This is a genomic window from Streptomyces hygroscopicus (assembly GCF_026168105.1).
In the GTDB taxonomy this organism is placed as follows: Bacteria; Actinomycetota; Actinomycetes; order Streptomycetales; family Streptomycetaceae; genus Streptomyces; species Streptomyces hygroscopicus_D.
In genome coordinates, this window is sequence record NZ_LBMW01000037.1 from 62,253 (window position 1) to 77,430 (window position 15,178).

Below are 15,178 nucleotides of genomic sequence, written 5' to 3' on the forward strand. Positions count from 1 at the left end.
CCGCAGTTCCGCAGTTTCTGGATCAACTCCGGCCCCTTCTACGACGTCATCAAGCGTAAAAGCGGCGTTCGCGTTCCTTGTCGCCAGATATGCCTCAATTGTGGCCACCCTACGGTCCCTTCTGTTTTCAGTGCATTCTGCAATCACATACAACGACGTGTCTGTCCCTTCCCTGGTTCAAGGAGGGACCGCGCGAGTTCTGCGTGAGGGTGCGCGAGTTGGTGACAGCACGCACGATCCGCCCGGCGATGTTTGGCACACACCAGTACTACGACGCCCTGCTCATCGACGACAGCCGCGGCGGTACGGGAGCACGCCGCTCGGTCATCGGCGCCCGATCGCGTAGGCGGCGGTTGTGACCGCACACGCCCACCTCATGCTCAGCTTGCGTCGCGCCGGCCGCCACGAAGTCCATTGGGTCGAAGGCCCCAGGGATATGACCAGTGCGCGGGGCATCGGCGAGGCCACCCGCCACCTGACGGAGCCCTCCGCGTACTGGGACGACCTGCGCGTGCCGGTCGGATGTGGCGGCCCTCGGACGCCGCAACTGCCCAGGACCAACTGTTCCTCGTAGGCTTGAGGAAAAGGCCGAAACCGGCATGGTCCTCGGGTCAGGAGCACACGCCGTGGACGGTACCTCCCTGAGCGTCGGCAAGGCCTCGACATCGACATGACCGCCCTGGTGAGGGCTGGCGCACATGCCTGCCGTCCGGCCGCACGGGCCTTCTCCGCACGGGCGTTCACCAAGGCCATGGAAGTTATGGGCTGAGCGGCTCTACCCACAGAATGTCCACGCTGAAGGTTGCCTTGTAGGTGCGCCGGTCGACGCGCAGGCTCTTGTACGCGTAGCGGGAAGGGGGGGTAGACCGCGCGGGGACCGAGTCTCAGGCGGCGGGCAACCATAAGGTGGTGCAGGACCGCCCGGCACCGCCGACGCCAGCACCTTCAAGAGCAGAGCATCCGCTCCGCGCTCTTACTGGCCGCAGCACACCTCCACCCAGGCTCGCCACAGCACCGACACTCCCACACATCACGGAGCTGCTCGACCGGCTGACAGCACGCATACTCTGACCGCCTGACACCATCACCGAGACACCGGCGAAGCCCTGTGGCGACGTCCCCACGGGGACCCATCAACCCACCCCCGGTTCGCGCGGGTAACATCGCGTATCGGCACCCTCAAAGCTCAAAAGCTTGAGGAGACGGCGTCACATACGGAGTACAACCAGCTCACCCCATCAATACCATCTCTACGCCGGGCTACTCACAGCAGTTACCGCAGCCGGCTCTGTCGGATGCCAGCCCAGGAACACATACGCTTGGCTGTCCAGGCCTGCGCCACAGGTGCAGCACGCCCGAGCCAGAAACCGCAGGACAGGAAAGGTCAATCCCATGTCCGAGAGCACGACTGCCACCACCGAACTGACATCGCAGTACGCCGCCCAGGTGACGGGCGACCTCGAACGCAACGTCAAGGAGCAGGAACGCATCAGCGCAGAAATCGCCGCTCTGCAACAGCAGCTGGCCGACCTGCAGCATGACCACACCGTGCTGGTGACCATCCACCAGGCACTCGGCATGACGCCGCCGACCACAGAGACTGCGGCCAGGGCCGATAGTGTCACCATGCCCGCTCCCCGGAAACAAGCCTCTGCCCAATCCAGCACCAACAAGCAGGCGAAGGCAAACAAGGGCACCGCTTCAGGCGGCCGCACCACGGTCAAGAAGCCGGTTGCCGCCGAGGAGACCAAGGGCAAGGCAGAAGCCGGGAAAGGGGTCCAGCCCACGTTGGTCGAGCTTGTCCGCCGCCACCTCACCGAACAGAGCGAACCCCACTTGGCGGCGGAGGTCGCCACCGCCCTCGGCCAGGCCCACCCCGAACGCAACATCAAGACCACCGTCGTGCGCACCACCCTCGAAGGACTTGTCGCCAAGAACCAGGCCAGGCGCACCAAGCAGGGTGCTTCCGTCTTCTACACCGCCCCCGACACGGACGAGTAGAAGGCAACAGCTCAGGCCAGTGTGCAGACCGAGCAAGCGGGGCAGGGCCACGGGGCCGCACCCCGCCGTCAGGCCGGGCCAATGGACTTCACCTACCGATTTGAACGGATGTCCCGGCAAGCTTGGTTCAGTCCGGCTCGGATCAGCAGCCTGGAGGAAATGCTGGTGCCGTACGCGGTGTGGCGCGGACTGCCGTCGGCCAGGCGTGCCTCCTACCTCAACCGTAGGTCGACGGCCCGCCCTACGCGGTCGCCGACCGCCGAGTCCTGATGAAGCGGTTGGCGCATGTGGTGACCGCGGTGACCTGCCACCCGCTGGTGATTTCTCTTCGGCACCGGGTGGTCCCCGCCACGCCGGCGTCTCCTGCGCTGCGTCAATGCCGGGCCTGGCCGACGCCGAGCCGGACATCATGCGTTTCGGACAGCTCGGTCAGGCAATCACGGCACTGAAGAATCGAGGCCAACTCTGCAGTGAAAGCGTCCAGTTTGCTCTGCCCACACCTCCAAGTGCTCGGGCGCCACATCAACCGGTATGACCGGATAACGACATCACCGATCAGCAGTCGCAAGATCTACGCTGCGGTACAGGTCTCGTACCTCGGGTCACCAGCGATATCGACGCAATCGAAGGAATTACTGGTTCCGGAGTTCGTTCCTGTCTTGTTTTCGGTGGCCCAACTGGCAGGGGTCCCACCGCATCCGATATGGAGTGAATACGACTCGTTCTCTGGCATATCGGTCCACCAGTCAGCCGTCGATCCATCTCCGATTCCCCTCCATGCCGCGAAACGGGAGTCTGCCGAGTGAGAAGTCTGCACCCATACTCCTACGATCGGGTGTCCCGATTCACAGCGCACCTGGCCAGCGACATGGGTGGGCGGCGGAGAATTCTGCGAAGATGATGTGTCAGAATTCGCCGATTTTTCTTGACGGGGTGCGGCAACGCTTGGGCTGGCGCTGGTCGACGGGTTCAAAGAATTCGCATCCTGAGGAGGCTGAGGGCGACTGAGTTCTCCATTGACGCCATTCATGATGCGTGAGAACTGCCATTCGGATTGTGATGTTCCGCTACACTTCTGCGAATCATTTCCCCCTGCGTCGCACTGCCGATCACGCCCGAGGGCCCAGAATGCGATTTGCTGGATGTTCTTGGACTCGGCGAAGTCGACGAGAGTTTGAGCGTCAGCGGTGGAGAATACCTCGCTCTGGACGTCGTTGACTCCGATCATGGGAGTATTTCCTTCCATGGCCCACAACTGCGCGTCCGCCTTCCCGGGCCATATGTCTTTGAGCTGATCATGGAGCGCGGTAGCGGCCTGAACAGCGGCGTTCCCCATATCCTCGGCATCACCGTAGTCCATGGTCATTATGTTGACCATATTGACGTCGAGTCCGTCGTCCACGGCATTCCTCAAGAGGGCTTGAGCGTTGCCCGCAAGTCCGGACGGGGCAACCGGAAGCGTGTAATTTACATCCAGTTTCTTACCGGTCGCGACGTATTCCCGCTGAAGCTCGGCCAGTGCCTTGTTCCGTCGATCGTTCGCAGATTGGTCATCAAGGGCTGATCCTTCGATATCGAAATCGACTCGGGTCAGATCGAGCGCGTCAATGACCTTCTTGTATTGTGCTTTCAGTGAATCGACTGATGTGCACGAGACGCCGACCTCTGTACCGGATGCCCCGCCGAAGGAAGCAATAACATCGCCTCCCGCAGCCCGGTCCTCACCGATGGCCGAGATCCAACCGGAATCTGTCACGTCGGCCTGTCCATTGAACTTTGCGTTACAGCCACCACCATCGATGATGAATGCGAGATTGAAGTACTTCAGTCCTGTTGCATTACGCACCTCTGCCATTACAGACGGAGGGTTCCAGGTCTCGACATAAGGGGCCGCATAACGCGCAGGAAAACCAGACCCAGCCTCCGCGGCTTTCTGGTTCTCGCTAAAGATCAACGCATTCTTTCCGCCGACGCCGGGCGCCTCGCTTGCGACAGGCTTGTCTTTCGATCCGGGATCGGAGGAATGACTGCTGGAGCCAGGACTGCCGGAACACGCCGAAAGGAGCAAAACACCGAGCACCGAGGCGGCGGTGACTGTCCGATATCTCATCTGACCTTCCTTCTCTCTACTAGGGCATCAGCCATCACGCCCCGCTCCAGTCACAACGGCCTTCAGCGCCACATGGATCAACAAGATCACGAAGGTCGATTACTGAGCTTGAAGACGGTTGTCGTCAGGGGCTGGCAGGACGAGGCACCAAGGGGCCGGCCTGATGAGACCGACACAGTCACTGACGAGGCCGGCCCCGTTGGCCGGGTTCGCAGGTCAGACCCGGGGCCCTGCGGGATCGCTCATGCTGGGAGCCGGCAGACGGTTGGCTGTGGGAGGAGTCCGGTGCGGGGTGCTGTGGATCGCCTCTTCCACGGTCCACAGCTGGACCTCGAGCAGGGCGTTGGGTACGAGGCGGACCAGGTGGGAGGGAGCGTAGTAGTGGTACCCGTAGTGGTAACGCGCGTTGTTGTGAGCGTCGACGGTTGCTTCGCTGGTGTCCGTGGGAGTGGTGGCGACCAGTCCGACGTGACTGGGGGTTCCGTCGGGACCGAGGTAGGTGACGACGATGTCACCTTGCTCGGCCTCCTGCGGCTCGTCACCGACGTCCTTTCCGATGCCGCTGTCGGATCTGGTCGCACCGTTGCTGCTGCAGTTCGTCTCGCCTTGGCTCGAGACGCGCTCCTGGACGGGCGGGCGGTGTTCGCAACGGCGTGTACGTCCTTCGGGGCCCGGGCACCTGCCAAGGTGTTGGGTGCCGACGCGTGAAGCCCCTTTGGCCGGGCGCTCCGTGCCCCGCCTCCGCCGGCGCCTCAGCGAAGGAAATTTCCCGCTGCGAGAAGATTGGATTCCGTGCGCAGCTTGGCGGACTCGGTGCACGCCAGCTGTACAGGGCACTACGCCCTTGAGAGGGGAACGGTTCGACACCGGCCGTCGTCTCCTGTCGCCACGGGGCGCTTCCCGCGGGCTCGGGCGGCGAGGTGGTTATGTGGCACGTCGCGGTCGCCTCGCTGCGTGGCGATCGCCCTGACTGCGGCGACAGGGGCTGTGCTCCGGGATCCGGAGGCCCCTCGTCGAAGCAACTCCCCTGCCCCGGTGAACCACTGAGCGGCCGCAGCCGTGCAGCAGGTGGGTGCGGCTTGCGGCTTCGGTCTGACTGACGCTCCTGTGAGTCGTCGTGTGGGTTAGGCAAGGGGGAACCGGAGTTGACTGACGAGCAGCGTGCGAATCGGCGAGGCTCAACTCACAACTGTGGCCGGTCTCTCACAGCAGCAGGAGGACACCGATGAGCCGCAGTACCGCGTCGGATCATGACTTGGTGGCCGCTTTTGAAGAGAGGGTCCGCATCGCCCCGGAGTCGCCCGCGGTGAGCTGCCAGGGCGAGCTGGCGAGCTTTGCCGAGCTCAACTCCCGTGCCGACAGACTGGTGCGGCGGCTGGCAGCGCGGGGGGTCGGCCCCGGTAGCGTGATTGGTGTATGTCTCCCACGCGGGCTGGGGCTGGTGACGGTCCTGCTGGGAGTTTTGAAGGCGGGCGCTGTGTATGTGCCGCTCGATCCCGACTCACCCACCGGACGGCTGAACACCCTGCTGGACGATGCTGGTGCCCATCTGGTGATTGCCGACAGTCACTGCTCTGGCGGCCTTTCCCGAGAAGTCCGGCCGGTCTTGGACCTCGATGCAGTGGAGTCGGTCGACGGGCCGGCCGAGGACGCCATATCCGTGGGTGTCGCGTCGGACCTTGCCTACCTGGTGTTCACTTCCGGGTCGACCGGGGAGCCGAAGCCTGTCGCGGTGTCGCGGGGGTCGCTCACTCACCACGCCACAACCGTGGCCGACGTCTATGAGTTGGTCCCGCAGGACAAGGTGCTGCAGTTCGCAAGCCCCGCTTTCGATGTGGCAGCCGAGGAGATCTTCCCGACTCTGGTTTCGGGCGCATGCGTGGTCGTTTTCCCGGATCGGCATCGGTCCCCACGAGATCTTGAAAGGTTCATCCGCGAGGAGGGAGTGACAGTGGCCAACCTCCCTTCCTCCTACTGGGAAGCATGGGTGAGCGACCTGGATGCCGATCCCCGGGAACTGCCCTCCCGCCTGCGGCTTCTGATCGTGGGCAGCGAGATGGCATACACTCGCACGCTGGCTCGTTGGCGTCGGCACTCTCCGATTCGCATCATCAATGCCTATGGGCTGACGGAGACGACGATTACGGCCGTCCTTGGAGTCTTCGAGGGCCACGTTCTGCCCCCTGGTGACATACTCCCCATCGGTCGTCCCCTTCCGGGTGTGGTCGCCTATGTGTTGGGCCCCGGCATGGAACCCGTCGCCGCAGGTGCCACCGGGGAACTGTATGTGGGCGGTGCAGCGCTGGCTCGTGGTTATCACAACCGGCCGGACCTGACGGCGGATCGTTTTGTCCCCGCTCCCTTCAACGGCAGGCCTGAGGCCCGGCTCTGCCGGACGGGTGATCTGGCCGTCCGCGACGCCCACGGAACGCTGACGTGTCTGGGCCGGGTCGACGACCAGGTGAAGATTCGCGGACATCGAGTGCAGCCGGCGGAGGTTACTGCTGCGATCCTTTCCTGCCCAGGTGTCCGCCAGGCCTGTGTCAGGTCGGTGACGGACGAGCGGGGGACCCGATTGATCGCCTATGTCGTGCCTGAGGAGGGCTCTTCCGACTGCGACACGCTTTCCCTGCGAGCAAGACTGGCAGGCACGTTGCCCCCGCCCATGGTGCCGGCTGAGTTTCTGACCATGCCGGAGCTGCCCCTCACCCCGAACGGCAAGATCGACCACAGGGCTCTTCCTCTTCCCCCGACCGTGCAGGCGCCGGTTGTGCCCGATGCGCAGGCGATACTGTCCCCCGCGGAGCAACTGGTGGCCAGGATCTGGCGTGAGGCGCTGCGCATCCCAGCGGTGGGTCTCGACGACAACTTCTTTGACATCGGCGGTGATTCACTTCTACTGGTCGGGGTACGTCGGCAACTCGGCCACACTCTGGACGCAGTCGTCCCCTCCGCGGCGCCTTTCGAGTACACCACTGTGCGCTCGCTTGCCCGATTTCTGCAGAGCGGGCCCATGTCAAGAACTTCTGGCGGGGGTTCGGAGGACGCGGACCGCGGAGAGCTGCGGCGCCGGGCGCGAACGCGGCGCTCGCCTGGTGTTTCGCAGGACGTGCAGGGGCCCGCCAGGTCCCCGGAAGAGCCGTCATGAATCCGGAGATGGGCCTTGACGATCCGGCCAGCCCGTTCCTCGCTGTCATCGGGATGGCCGGAAGGTTCCCCGGCGCGGCAAACGTGGAGCAGTTCTGGACCAACTTGACGAACGGAACGGACTCTGTCACCCGCTTTGCCGAGTCCTCCGAGCGGTCGCGCGGTCATGTTCCCGCGATGGGTCTACTGGAGGACGCCGTCGCGTTCGACGCGGAATTCTTCGGTTATTCGCCACGCGATGCGCGGGTACTGGATCCGCAGCACCGTGTGTTCCTGGAATGCGCCTGGGAGTCACTGGAGGATGCCGGTTACGACCCGATGTCCTGCCCGGGGGAGGTGGGAATCTATGCGGGAAGCAGCCAGACTTCCTATCTGGAGGAGTTGTTCGCCCACCGGGAGCAGCTCGGGTCCGTCACGGACTGGCAGCTCAAGGTGGGCTGCGGACCGGACTTCCTGACCAGCAGAGTCGCCTACAAACTCGGCCTGCGGGGGCCGGCCGTGACCGTGCAAACTGCCTGCTCCACCTCCTTGGTGGCCATTCATTCGGCCGCCAGGGCCGTGCTGAGCGGCGAATGTGACATCGCCCTGGCCGGGGGCGTATCCATTCCCTACCCACCGAGGTTGGGCGAGTACGTCGAGGGAGGCATCATCTCTCCCGATGGATACTGTCGTACCTTCGATGCCGCAGCACGTGGCACCGTGGGAGGCAGTGCCGTCGGCGTGGTGGTTCTCAAGCGGCTGACCGAAGCGGTGGCTGCGGGAGACCGCATCAGGGCCGTCGTACGAGGCACTGCGGTGAACAACGACGGCCTTGCCAGGATTGGCTACACGGCCCCCGGGTTGGAGGGGCAGGCCCGGGTGATTCAGGCTGCGCTGACGGTTGCCGAGGTACCCCCGGAGTCGGTCACCTACGTTGAAGCGCACGGCACTGGCACCGCTGCGGGGGACCCGATCGAGGTCGCCGCCCTGACCCGAGCCTTCCGTGCGGGAACGGATGCCCGCGGATTCTGCCGGATCGGTTCCGTCAAGACCAACATCGGACACGCCGACGCGGCTTCCGGTGTCGTCGGCTTCATCAAGGCAGTGCTGGCCGTGGAACGCGGTGTCATCCCACCCAGCCTGCACTACTCCGAGCCCAACCCGGAGATCGACTTCGAGACGGGTCCGTTCACGGTGAACACCGAGTCGATCCCATGGAATCCGGCTCCCTGGCCGCGGCGCGCGGGGGTCAGTTCGTTCGGAATCGGAGGAACCAACGCCCACGTGGTGCTGGAGCAGCCTCCATACAGGCCCGCGCCGTCCGCTGAACCCGCGCCCCATCTCCTGGTCCTTTCCACGCGCCGAGCACAGGAACTCGACGCCGCTTCGGCGCGGCTCGCCGCCCACGTTCGTGACCATCCCGACGATGCACTCGCGGATATCGCCTGGACACTGCAGACGGGTCGGCGGCCCTTCCCCTACCGCCGTACCGTAGTCGTCACCGATCATGAGGATGCGGTACGGGCCCTGATGGCCTGTGGGACCGATGGACGTCCGGCGGAGCCAGGGGCGCCGCCCCCGGCGAGTGCGCCGGCGTCCAAGCGGGCTGTTGCGTTCATGTTCTCCGGCCATGGCGGGCAGTACGCGGGAATGGGGCGTGACCTCTATGAGAGCCAGCCCGTATTCCGTGAAGCGGTGGACCGGTGCGTGGCTTTGCTGAGCCCGGGACTCGGGCCCGTTGTACGCGCGGTGATCCGCCCGCAAGGCCCAGCGCAGGAGGAGGCGGCAGGGCAGCAACTTCGCGGAATGGAGGTGGCGCAGGTCGCCATTTTCGTCCTGCAGTACGCGACCGCGTGCTTGTGGAGGCACTGGGGAGTCGAGCCCGCGGCTGTCACCGGACACAGCCTCGGCACCTTCGCCGCGGCGTGCATCGCCGAGGTCCTGTCCTTGCGGGATGCTTTGCACCTGGTCACAGTGCGCGGCAGGCTCATGCAGAGCTTGAGCGGCGACGCAATGCTCGCTGTCCCGTGCGAGGAGCGGGACGTCGAACCGCTCCTTGGGGCCCAGCTCGACCTGGTCGCGGTCAACGATCCTGCCCAGTGCGTCGTCTCGGGACCGCAATCGGAGATTGGGCTCCTGAGGGACCGGCTGGCCGATGAGCGTGTCGAAATCCAGCAGTTGCACATCGGCGCGGCGGCTCACAGCCGGGCCATCGAGGGGATCCTTGCTGAATTCGCCGCCGAGGCTGCCCGGGTGTCGTTCAAACCTCCGGTCGTGCCATGGGTTTCGGACACCACCGGCACGTGGGTTCCCACCGACGTGGCCCCGACCGTCGACTTCTGGGTCGAGCACATGCGTCGAACCGTACGTTTCGGCAAGGTGCTCACGACCCTGTTCCATGACCCCGGCAGAGTATTGGTGGAGATAGGACCGGGTAGGGCCCTCAAGGGCGTCGCCCAGCGGCACCCTCAGCGCGCCGACCAGCACGTGGTGATCTCCAGCCTCCCTCACTCTTCCGACCCGGCATCGCCGACCGCAGCGATGCTGGATGCGGCGGGCACGTTGTGGAGTGCGGGGATCAACATCTCCTGGTCCCATCTGCATGACGGGCACGAACACTGCAGGGTGGGCCTGCCCACGTATCCCTTTACGCGCAGACGGTACGCACCCGACCTCCCGTCACTGCCCGATCCCTCCGATGTGCAACCGGGCGACCGCCTGCCCGCCCACGCCCCCACGGCGGCGTCGGCCAACGCGTCGGCGCCGACGCATGAGGAGCCCGGGCTCGATGTCACGGCGGTGGGGATGGTGACGAGGCGCCTGGTGAAGACGTTCGGCGTTGTCCTGGGCATGGAGGACGTCCACCCGGAGGAGAACCTCTTCGAGCTGGGCGGAGATTCTCTGGTTGCACTGGAACTCACCCGCGCGATACGCGACGAGTTGGGGGTGCGTGTCACCACCCGGCAGGTCTTCTCCACCCCGACCCCATCGAGGCTGGCCGCAGTGATCGTCGCGGCGGCCGAGGCCGCAGTCGTCGTGGCATGTGTCTCGCCGCAGCCCCGCGGCGAGGCCCTGACGGTCGAGGAGTTCGCCCGGCCCCCCGAGAACCGGCCCCCCGAGAACCGGCCCCCCGAGAACCGGCCCCCCGAGAACCGGCCCCCCGAGAACCGGTCCCCCGAGAACCGGTCCCTCGAGAGCCGAGCCGTCGGCGGCCTCGACGCAGAGGACCGCGGGGCGGAGAACCCCGATGCCGAGAACGAGGAGCAGGGCCGGCAGTGGGCGTGACCGTACGCGTCCCGGCCAAGGTCGATGTGCAGCTCGCGGTGGGCGGCGCCCGGCCCGACGGCTTCCACGACCTGGCGAACGTCTTCCTGGCCGTCGCCCTGTACGACGAGATCACGGTGACCGAGGCCGACGAACTGCGCGTCACCTGCTCGGGGCCCGACGCCGCGCAGGTACCGCTCGACCTCACGAACCTGGCGGCGCGGGCGGCGCCGGCGCTCGCCGCGCGCCCCGGGCTCGAGGCGGCCGCGCACATCCACATCGCCAAGGACATCCCCGTCGCGGGCGGTATGGCGGGCGGCAGCGCGGACGGTGCCGGAGCGCTGTCGGCGTTTCACGATGTGCGTCGCCGCGAGGCGGCCAACGACACCGGCGACCTGGCGTTGAGAGAGGCCCTCCCCGCCGTGGGCAGGAAGGACGTACCGTGAACGAAGTAGCCATATCCCGCTCAGCAGGCAACCCCTGGCTGGTGTGTCGGCGCCCTCGTCCCGGCGCCATCGGACTTTTTTGCTTCCCTCATGGCGGAGGGTCGGCAGGGGAGTTCGCCCGCTGGGCCGGTGAACTCCCCGATGTGGAAATCCGCGCCGTCCAGCTTCCCGGGCGCGGCTCACGCATCGACGATCCGGCTTTCACCACCATGGGCTCCCTGGTGGGGGAGGTACTGGCTCAGATCGACTTCCACGGCAGGTTCGCCTTCTTCGGCCACAGTCTGGGCGCCCTCGTCGCCTACGAGGTCGCACGCGGTCTGCGCAACAGCGGCCGCAAGCAGCCCGAACGGCTCTTTCTGTCCGCGTTCCCGGCGCCCCATCTGCCCAGAGACCTTCCCGCCGTCCACCACCTGGGTGACCAGGAGTTGTTGGCCGCCGTCGCGGAAATGTACGAAACCCTTCCCACCACGCTGAACGAAGACCCCGAGCTGCTTCGGCTAATGATGGCCTCCCACCGCGCGGACTTCGCGATCCTGGAAACCTACCGGCATCTTCCAGGTGATCCCCTCGAGGTCCCGCTGCACCTCATCGGCGGCACCAAGGACCGGATCACGACCGAACAGATGGAGGCATGGGCCGCTCACTCCAACGGCCCGACAGACCTGCGCTGGCTGCCCGGGGGCCACTTCTACCTTCGGCAGCAGCGCATCGCCCTGCTTTCGCAGGTGCGTTCACATCTCGTCCAGACGAATCATGGCGCCCTGGGTCAACAACGGCCCGGAGCTTCCCCCGGAACGGACAGCGTCGGGCAGGTGAGCGATCCCCCGGCACTACCGGGCCAGTCGGCTGTGCCCCGCACACAAGGGGCACAAGGATTTCTGTCCGAACTCCAGGCCGGCAGATTCAGGTGGGATCTGATCAGCCCTCTGCCCGGTCAGGACGAGGAGGACCGCCGCTGCGGTGACGTCGCGGTCGCGGAGATGACTGCCTTCTTGAAACAGTTCGTCGACCCCGCACGAGTCGAGGCCACTGGACGGCTGCCTGAGGACTTTGTTCAGCAGTGCGCCGCACGCGGCTACCTGTCGATGCGGCACCCTGTGGAAGAGGGTGGTCTGGGACTGTCGGCATTGAACGCCTTCCGCCTCGTGCAGACCGCAGCCAGTTGGTCGACAGCCGCGGCCCTCACCCTCGCACTGCATCTCGGGTCCGGTGCCCGGGCCTGTCTGCCCCTGCTGGGCGACGGCGAGGTGTCGAGGGACGTGCTGCGGGCCTGCGCCGAGGGCGTGGGGTTCGGCGACGCAGGCACCGAGCCCTCTGGGGCGGCCGACACGACCCGCGATTGCACCGCAGATCCGGTGCAGGGAGGGTTCCTCCTCAGCGGCGAGAAGATTTTCGCCCAAAACGCCTCATCGGCCGGCTTCCTCTTGGTCTCTGCGACGGTCCGTGGCAGCGGCGCCGAGGACCCGGCGCTGTTCCTCGTAGACACCTCCGCGCCTGGCTTCGCCGTCATCTCCTGCCACGACTTTGTGGGCTTCAAGGGAGCTGACAACGGGGCAATACGTCTCGACCGCGTCTTCGTCCCCCGCTCCCGGATGCTGTCGGGACCATGCCCGCAGGATCCCGCAGTTCCCAGCCGGTTGTCCCCGAGGGCACTGCGGGCGATCGCTGCCAGGGGGCGGATGTACCCCGTCGCCGCGCCGGCCATGGCCATCGGACAGCTGGGGGTGCACTGGTCACGGCAATTCGTCCGGCGCCGGAGCATCGACGGGCTCCCCCTGGGGGCCTTTGACGAGATCCAACGTCTCCTCGCTGCCTCACTCGCCGACGTCTTCGTCATGGAGAGTGTGGTGGAGTGGTGCCTGCTCGCCGAAGAGCGTCATCCGGGAATCGACGTGATCCCTGAGATGACGGCGGCCAAGAACATCACCTCCCGCGCCTGCTGGCGCATCATCGACCGGACCCTGTCCATCGCGGCGACGGAAGGCCTGGAGACGGCTTCCAGCAAGAACCGCCGTGGCGTGCAGCCACTGCCCGTGGAGCGTCTCTTCCGCGATGCGCGCGGGCTGCGCATCGCCGGCGGAGCTGACTTTCTTGTCGACCATCGAGCCGCACGCGCCATGCTGTCCGATCTGTATGCGACGAGGTCGAGCGCGGACCGTACCCGGCCGACCGCAGCGACGGGCAACGTTGTCGGGGGGCAGTTGACCGCCCGCAACCAGGCGCATCTGGACTACGTCGCTCGGCAGGCCTCGGCCTTTGCCGAAGTGTGCAGTGCACTGGTCGCGGCACATCCGGACCCCGAGGAGCTCTTCGCGCGGCAAAGGACGCTCATTCTTCTCTCCTGCATATCCGGTGAGATGTTCGGCATGGCAGCGTCCCTGGCCCGGGCAGCTCGGATGACAGCCGAAGGGCATCCGGACGCTCAGCTCCTCGCCGACGTCTTCTGCGAAGAAGCCCGCCACCGAATCGACGACGCATTGCGGCGGTTGCGCACTGCGCGGGAAGCAAACCACGCCCGTGCCTGCCATGCGTGGCTGAACGGCGATGAGCTGGCGTTCTTGTCCAGGGACACCATCACCGATCCCCCGTCCGGGCCTCACTGACGCAGCCGCACTGCGCTCCCGCCGGAGACCTCACCACCAAAGCCACCTGCGCATCGGCCGGCCAGCACCGATCCATGGTGATCCCGACTGGGCCTCCACCAACTTGAAGTCGCTGGTCAACGGGCTGGTGTGACTGGTGCTCGGGGTGCTCACGCTGGTCGTGGGCGGCATGTCCGGCGTGCGGCGCGGGATCAGCATCACCGCCCGGCCGCCCACCTGCCCCGGCGCGGGGGCGACCGAGGCGCGCTCGTCGGCGAGCTGTTCGCTCACCCGCTCAAGGACCCGCTCAGCGACAGCGAGTTCATCCCGCTCGGCCCGCACCTCCGCCAGCTGCTTGGCCAACTGTTCTTCGATTTCATCCAGTTCCGCGCGCCGCGCGGTGATCCGTTCCAGCAGCTCGGGATCCATGCACCAGATCGTAGATGGCCGCGCGGCGCCAACGAGCAGGAACCAGTGAGCCGTCCGGCTCGGTCATTCATCGCTTCCCCCGCCGCGGGCGCGTCGCCACAAGCGTCGGCCAGCGCGGCGGGAAAGACAGCAGCCGCCGCCGGGAAGGGCCGCCCTGTCACGGATCCGCGCATCATCGCGCTCGAGAAGAAGCAGGAAGTGCTCGACAAGGTCGCCGGGCAGCTCACTGAAGGACTCTCCGAATCGGACCGGGCCAGGATCCCCGGCTTCACCGAGATCGAAGTCGACCCCGACCACAACAGCCTGCGCCTGCACTGGAAGGGCACCCCGCCACAGCGTGTGCAGGGCATCCTTGCTCACCTGCCCAAGGGCGTGACCGCTTCGGTCCTCCCGGCCCGCTACTCCAAGGCCGATCTGCACGCGGCCCGCAACAAGCTCCTGCGCGGCGGGAAGCCCATGAATCTGCGCGTGGCCGGCGCATCGACCCCCATCCGCATCACCAGCATCGGCGGGACCGTGGACGGAAGCGGCCTCGACATCACTTATGCCGATACCCCCGGCCCGGGCACGGCCGCCCCAAGGGATCCCCTCGCACCGGCTGCCCGCAAGGACCGTTCGCGCGAGGTAAAGGCCCTCACCGACCGACTGACAGGCATCAACACCACGGCGAGTTACCACAATCTGCCTACAGAGACGCCGTCCAAGGGTCCCAAGGCTCGTGTCACCCGTTCTCCGGCGACAAGGCCCGCCCCGCTACCCAACACGCGGCGCTGGGACTCCCCCGCCTGGACTGGGGGCTCGGCGATGAAAAATCCGACGGGAGGCGTCTGCGGCAGCGGCTTCGGCGTCCAGAACGCAAAGGGTCAAACCCTGCTGACCACCGCCTACCACTGCAATGGGAACAACGGCCTCTGGCGAACATATGAGCATGGCGACGCCCTCGGGACGAGTGACGGCCGCGAGGTCTCCACGGCTGAGGACGTCCAGGGGATCGACCTCCCGCAGCCCGAAGTCACCGGCCAGCTGTATGACGGGGCAGCGATGGCGGGCTGGCACTACACAAAACCGGTGGTTCGCGCGGCACAGAACTTTAAGAGGTCATCTCATTTGGGCTGTTCGATAAACTCCAGGTGTGGGGATCGTTGAGCGGCTGGTGCCGGATGAGCTGTGGGAGTTGTTCCAGCGAGTGGTGCCGGAGGCGCCGAGTCGACCTCAGGGAG

8 protein-coding genes are annotated in these 15,178 nt (G+C 66.0%); 6 read left to right on the top strand and 2 right to left on the bottom strand.

Annotation, left to right across the window (positions count from 1 at the left end):
• Window positions 1–1,392: 1,392 nt before the first annotated feature.
• On the top strand, window positions 1,393–2,001 hold the full coding sequence (locus AAW14_RS28900; RefSeq protein WP_265566993.1) for a hypothetical protein: 609 nt from the start codon (window positions 1,393–1,395) through the stop codon (window positions 1,999–2,001).
• A 571-nt stretch (window positions 2,002–2,572) separates the two neighbouring features.
• On the opposite strand, the gene AAW14_RS28905 is transcribed toward AAW14_RS28900, so the two are convergent.
• Complete coding sequence (locus AAW14_RS28905) at window positions 2,573–4,111, bottom strand: chitinase (protein ID WP_265566995.1); 1,539 nt, start codon at window positions 4,109–4,111, stop codon at window positions 2,573–2,575.
• Between the two features lie 1,225 nt (window positions 4,112–5,336).
• On the opposite strand from AAW14_RS28905, the gene AAW14_RS28910 reads away from it, so the two are divergent.
• The 4 genes from AAW14_RS28910 to AAW14_RS28925 are packed head-to-tail and all read left to right on the top strand — an operon-like array spanning window position 5,337 to window position 13,550.
• Window positions 5,337–7,259 (top strand): non-ribosomal peptide synthetase, encoded by a 1,923-nt coding sequence (locus tag AAW14_RS28910; RefSeq protein WP_265566997.1) that lies wholly within the window; start codon window positions 5,337–5,339, stop codon window positions 7,257–7,259.
• A gap of 53 nt (window positions 7,260–7,312) precedes the next feature.
• The gene (locus AAW14_RS28915) at window positions 7,313–10,522 is read left to right on the top strand and encodes a type I polyketide synthase (protein WP_265567003.1); all 3,210 of its coding nucleotides are present in this window, start codon (window positions 7,313–7,315) and stop codon (window positions 10,520–10,522) included.
• The gene (locus AAW14_RS28920; protein ID WP_416223392.1) at window positions 10,513–10,947 is read left to right on the top strand and encodes a hypothetical protein; all 435 of its coding nucleotides are present in this window, start codon (window positions 10,513–10,515) and stop codon (window positions 10,945–10,947) included. The genes AAW14_RS28915 and AAW14_RS28920 overlap by 10 nt, the downstream gene beginning before the upstream one ends.
• Before the next feature lie 41 nt (window positions 10,948–10,988).
• Entirely contained in the window at window positions 10,989–13,550 is a 2,562-nt protein-coding gene (locus tag AAW14_RS28925; protein ID WP_265567005.1) for an alpha/beta fold hydrolase, read from the top strand.
• A 30-nt stretch (window positions 13,551–13,580) separates the two neighbouring features.
• Here the strand turns inward: AAW14_RS28925 and AAW14_RS28930 are convergent, their stop codons facing one another.
• Window positions 13,581–13,958: a hypothetical protein gene (locus AAW14_RS28930; protein WP_265566999.1), complete on the bottom strand. Its 378-nt coding sequence runs from the start codon at window positions 13,956–13,958 to the stop codon at window positions 13,581–13,583.
• Between the two features lie 45 nt (window positions 13,959–14,003).
• On the opposite strand from AAW14_RS28930, the gene AAW14_RS28935 reads away from it, so the two are divergent.
• Window positions 14,004–15,104 carry a hypothetical protein gene (locus tag AAW14_RS28935; RefSeq protein ID WP_265567000.1) on the top strand — a complete coding sequence of 367 codons (1,101 nt, stop codon included), beginning with the start codon at window positions 14,004–14,006 and terminating at the stop codon, window positions 15,102–15,104.
• Window positions 15,105–15,178: the final 74 nt, after the last annotated feature.

Coding starts and splice junctions, on each gene's coding strand:
- AAW14_RS28905 (WP_265566995.1), bottom strand. CDS start 4,111: ATGAGATATCGGACAGTCACCGCCGCCTCGGTGCTCGGTGTTTTGCTC.
- AAW14_RS28930 (WP_265566999.1), bottom strand. CDS start 13,958: ATGGATCCCGAGCTGCTGGAACGGATCACCGCGCGGCGCGCGGAACTG.
- AAW14_RS28900 (WP_265566993.1), top strand. CDS start 1,393: ATGTCCGAGAGCACGACTGCCACCACCGAACTGACATCGCAGTACGCC.
- AAW14_RS28910 (WP_265566997.1), top strand. CDS start 5,337: ATGAGCCGCAGTACCGCGTCGGATCATGACTTGGTGGCCGCTTTTGAA.
- AAW14_RS28915 (WP_265567003.1), top strand. CDS start 7,313: ATGGCCGGAAGGTTCCCCGGCGCGGCAAACGTGGAGCAGTTCTGGACC.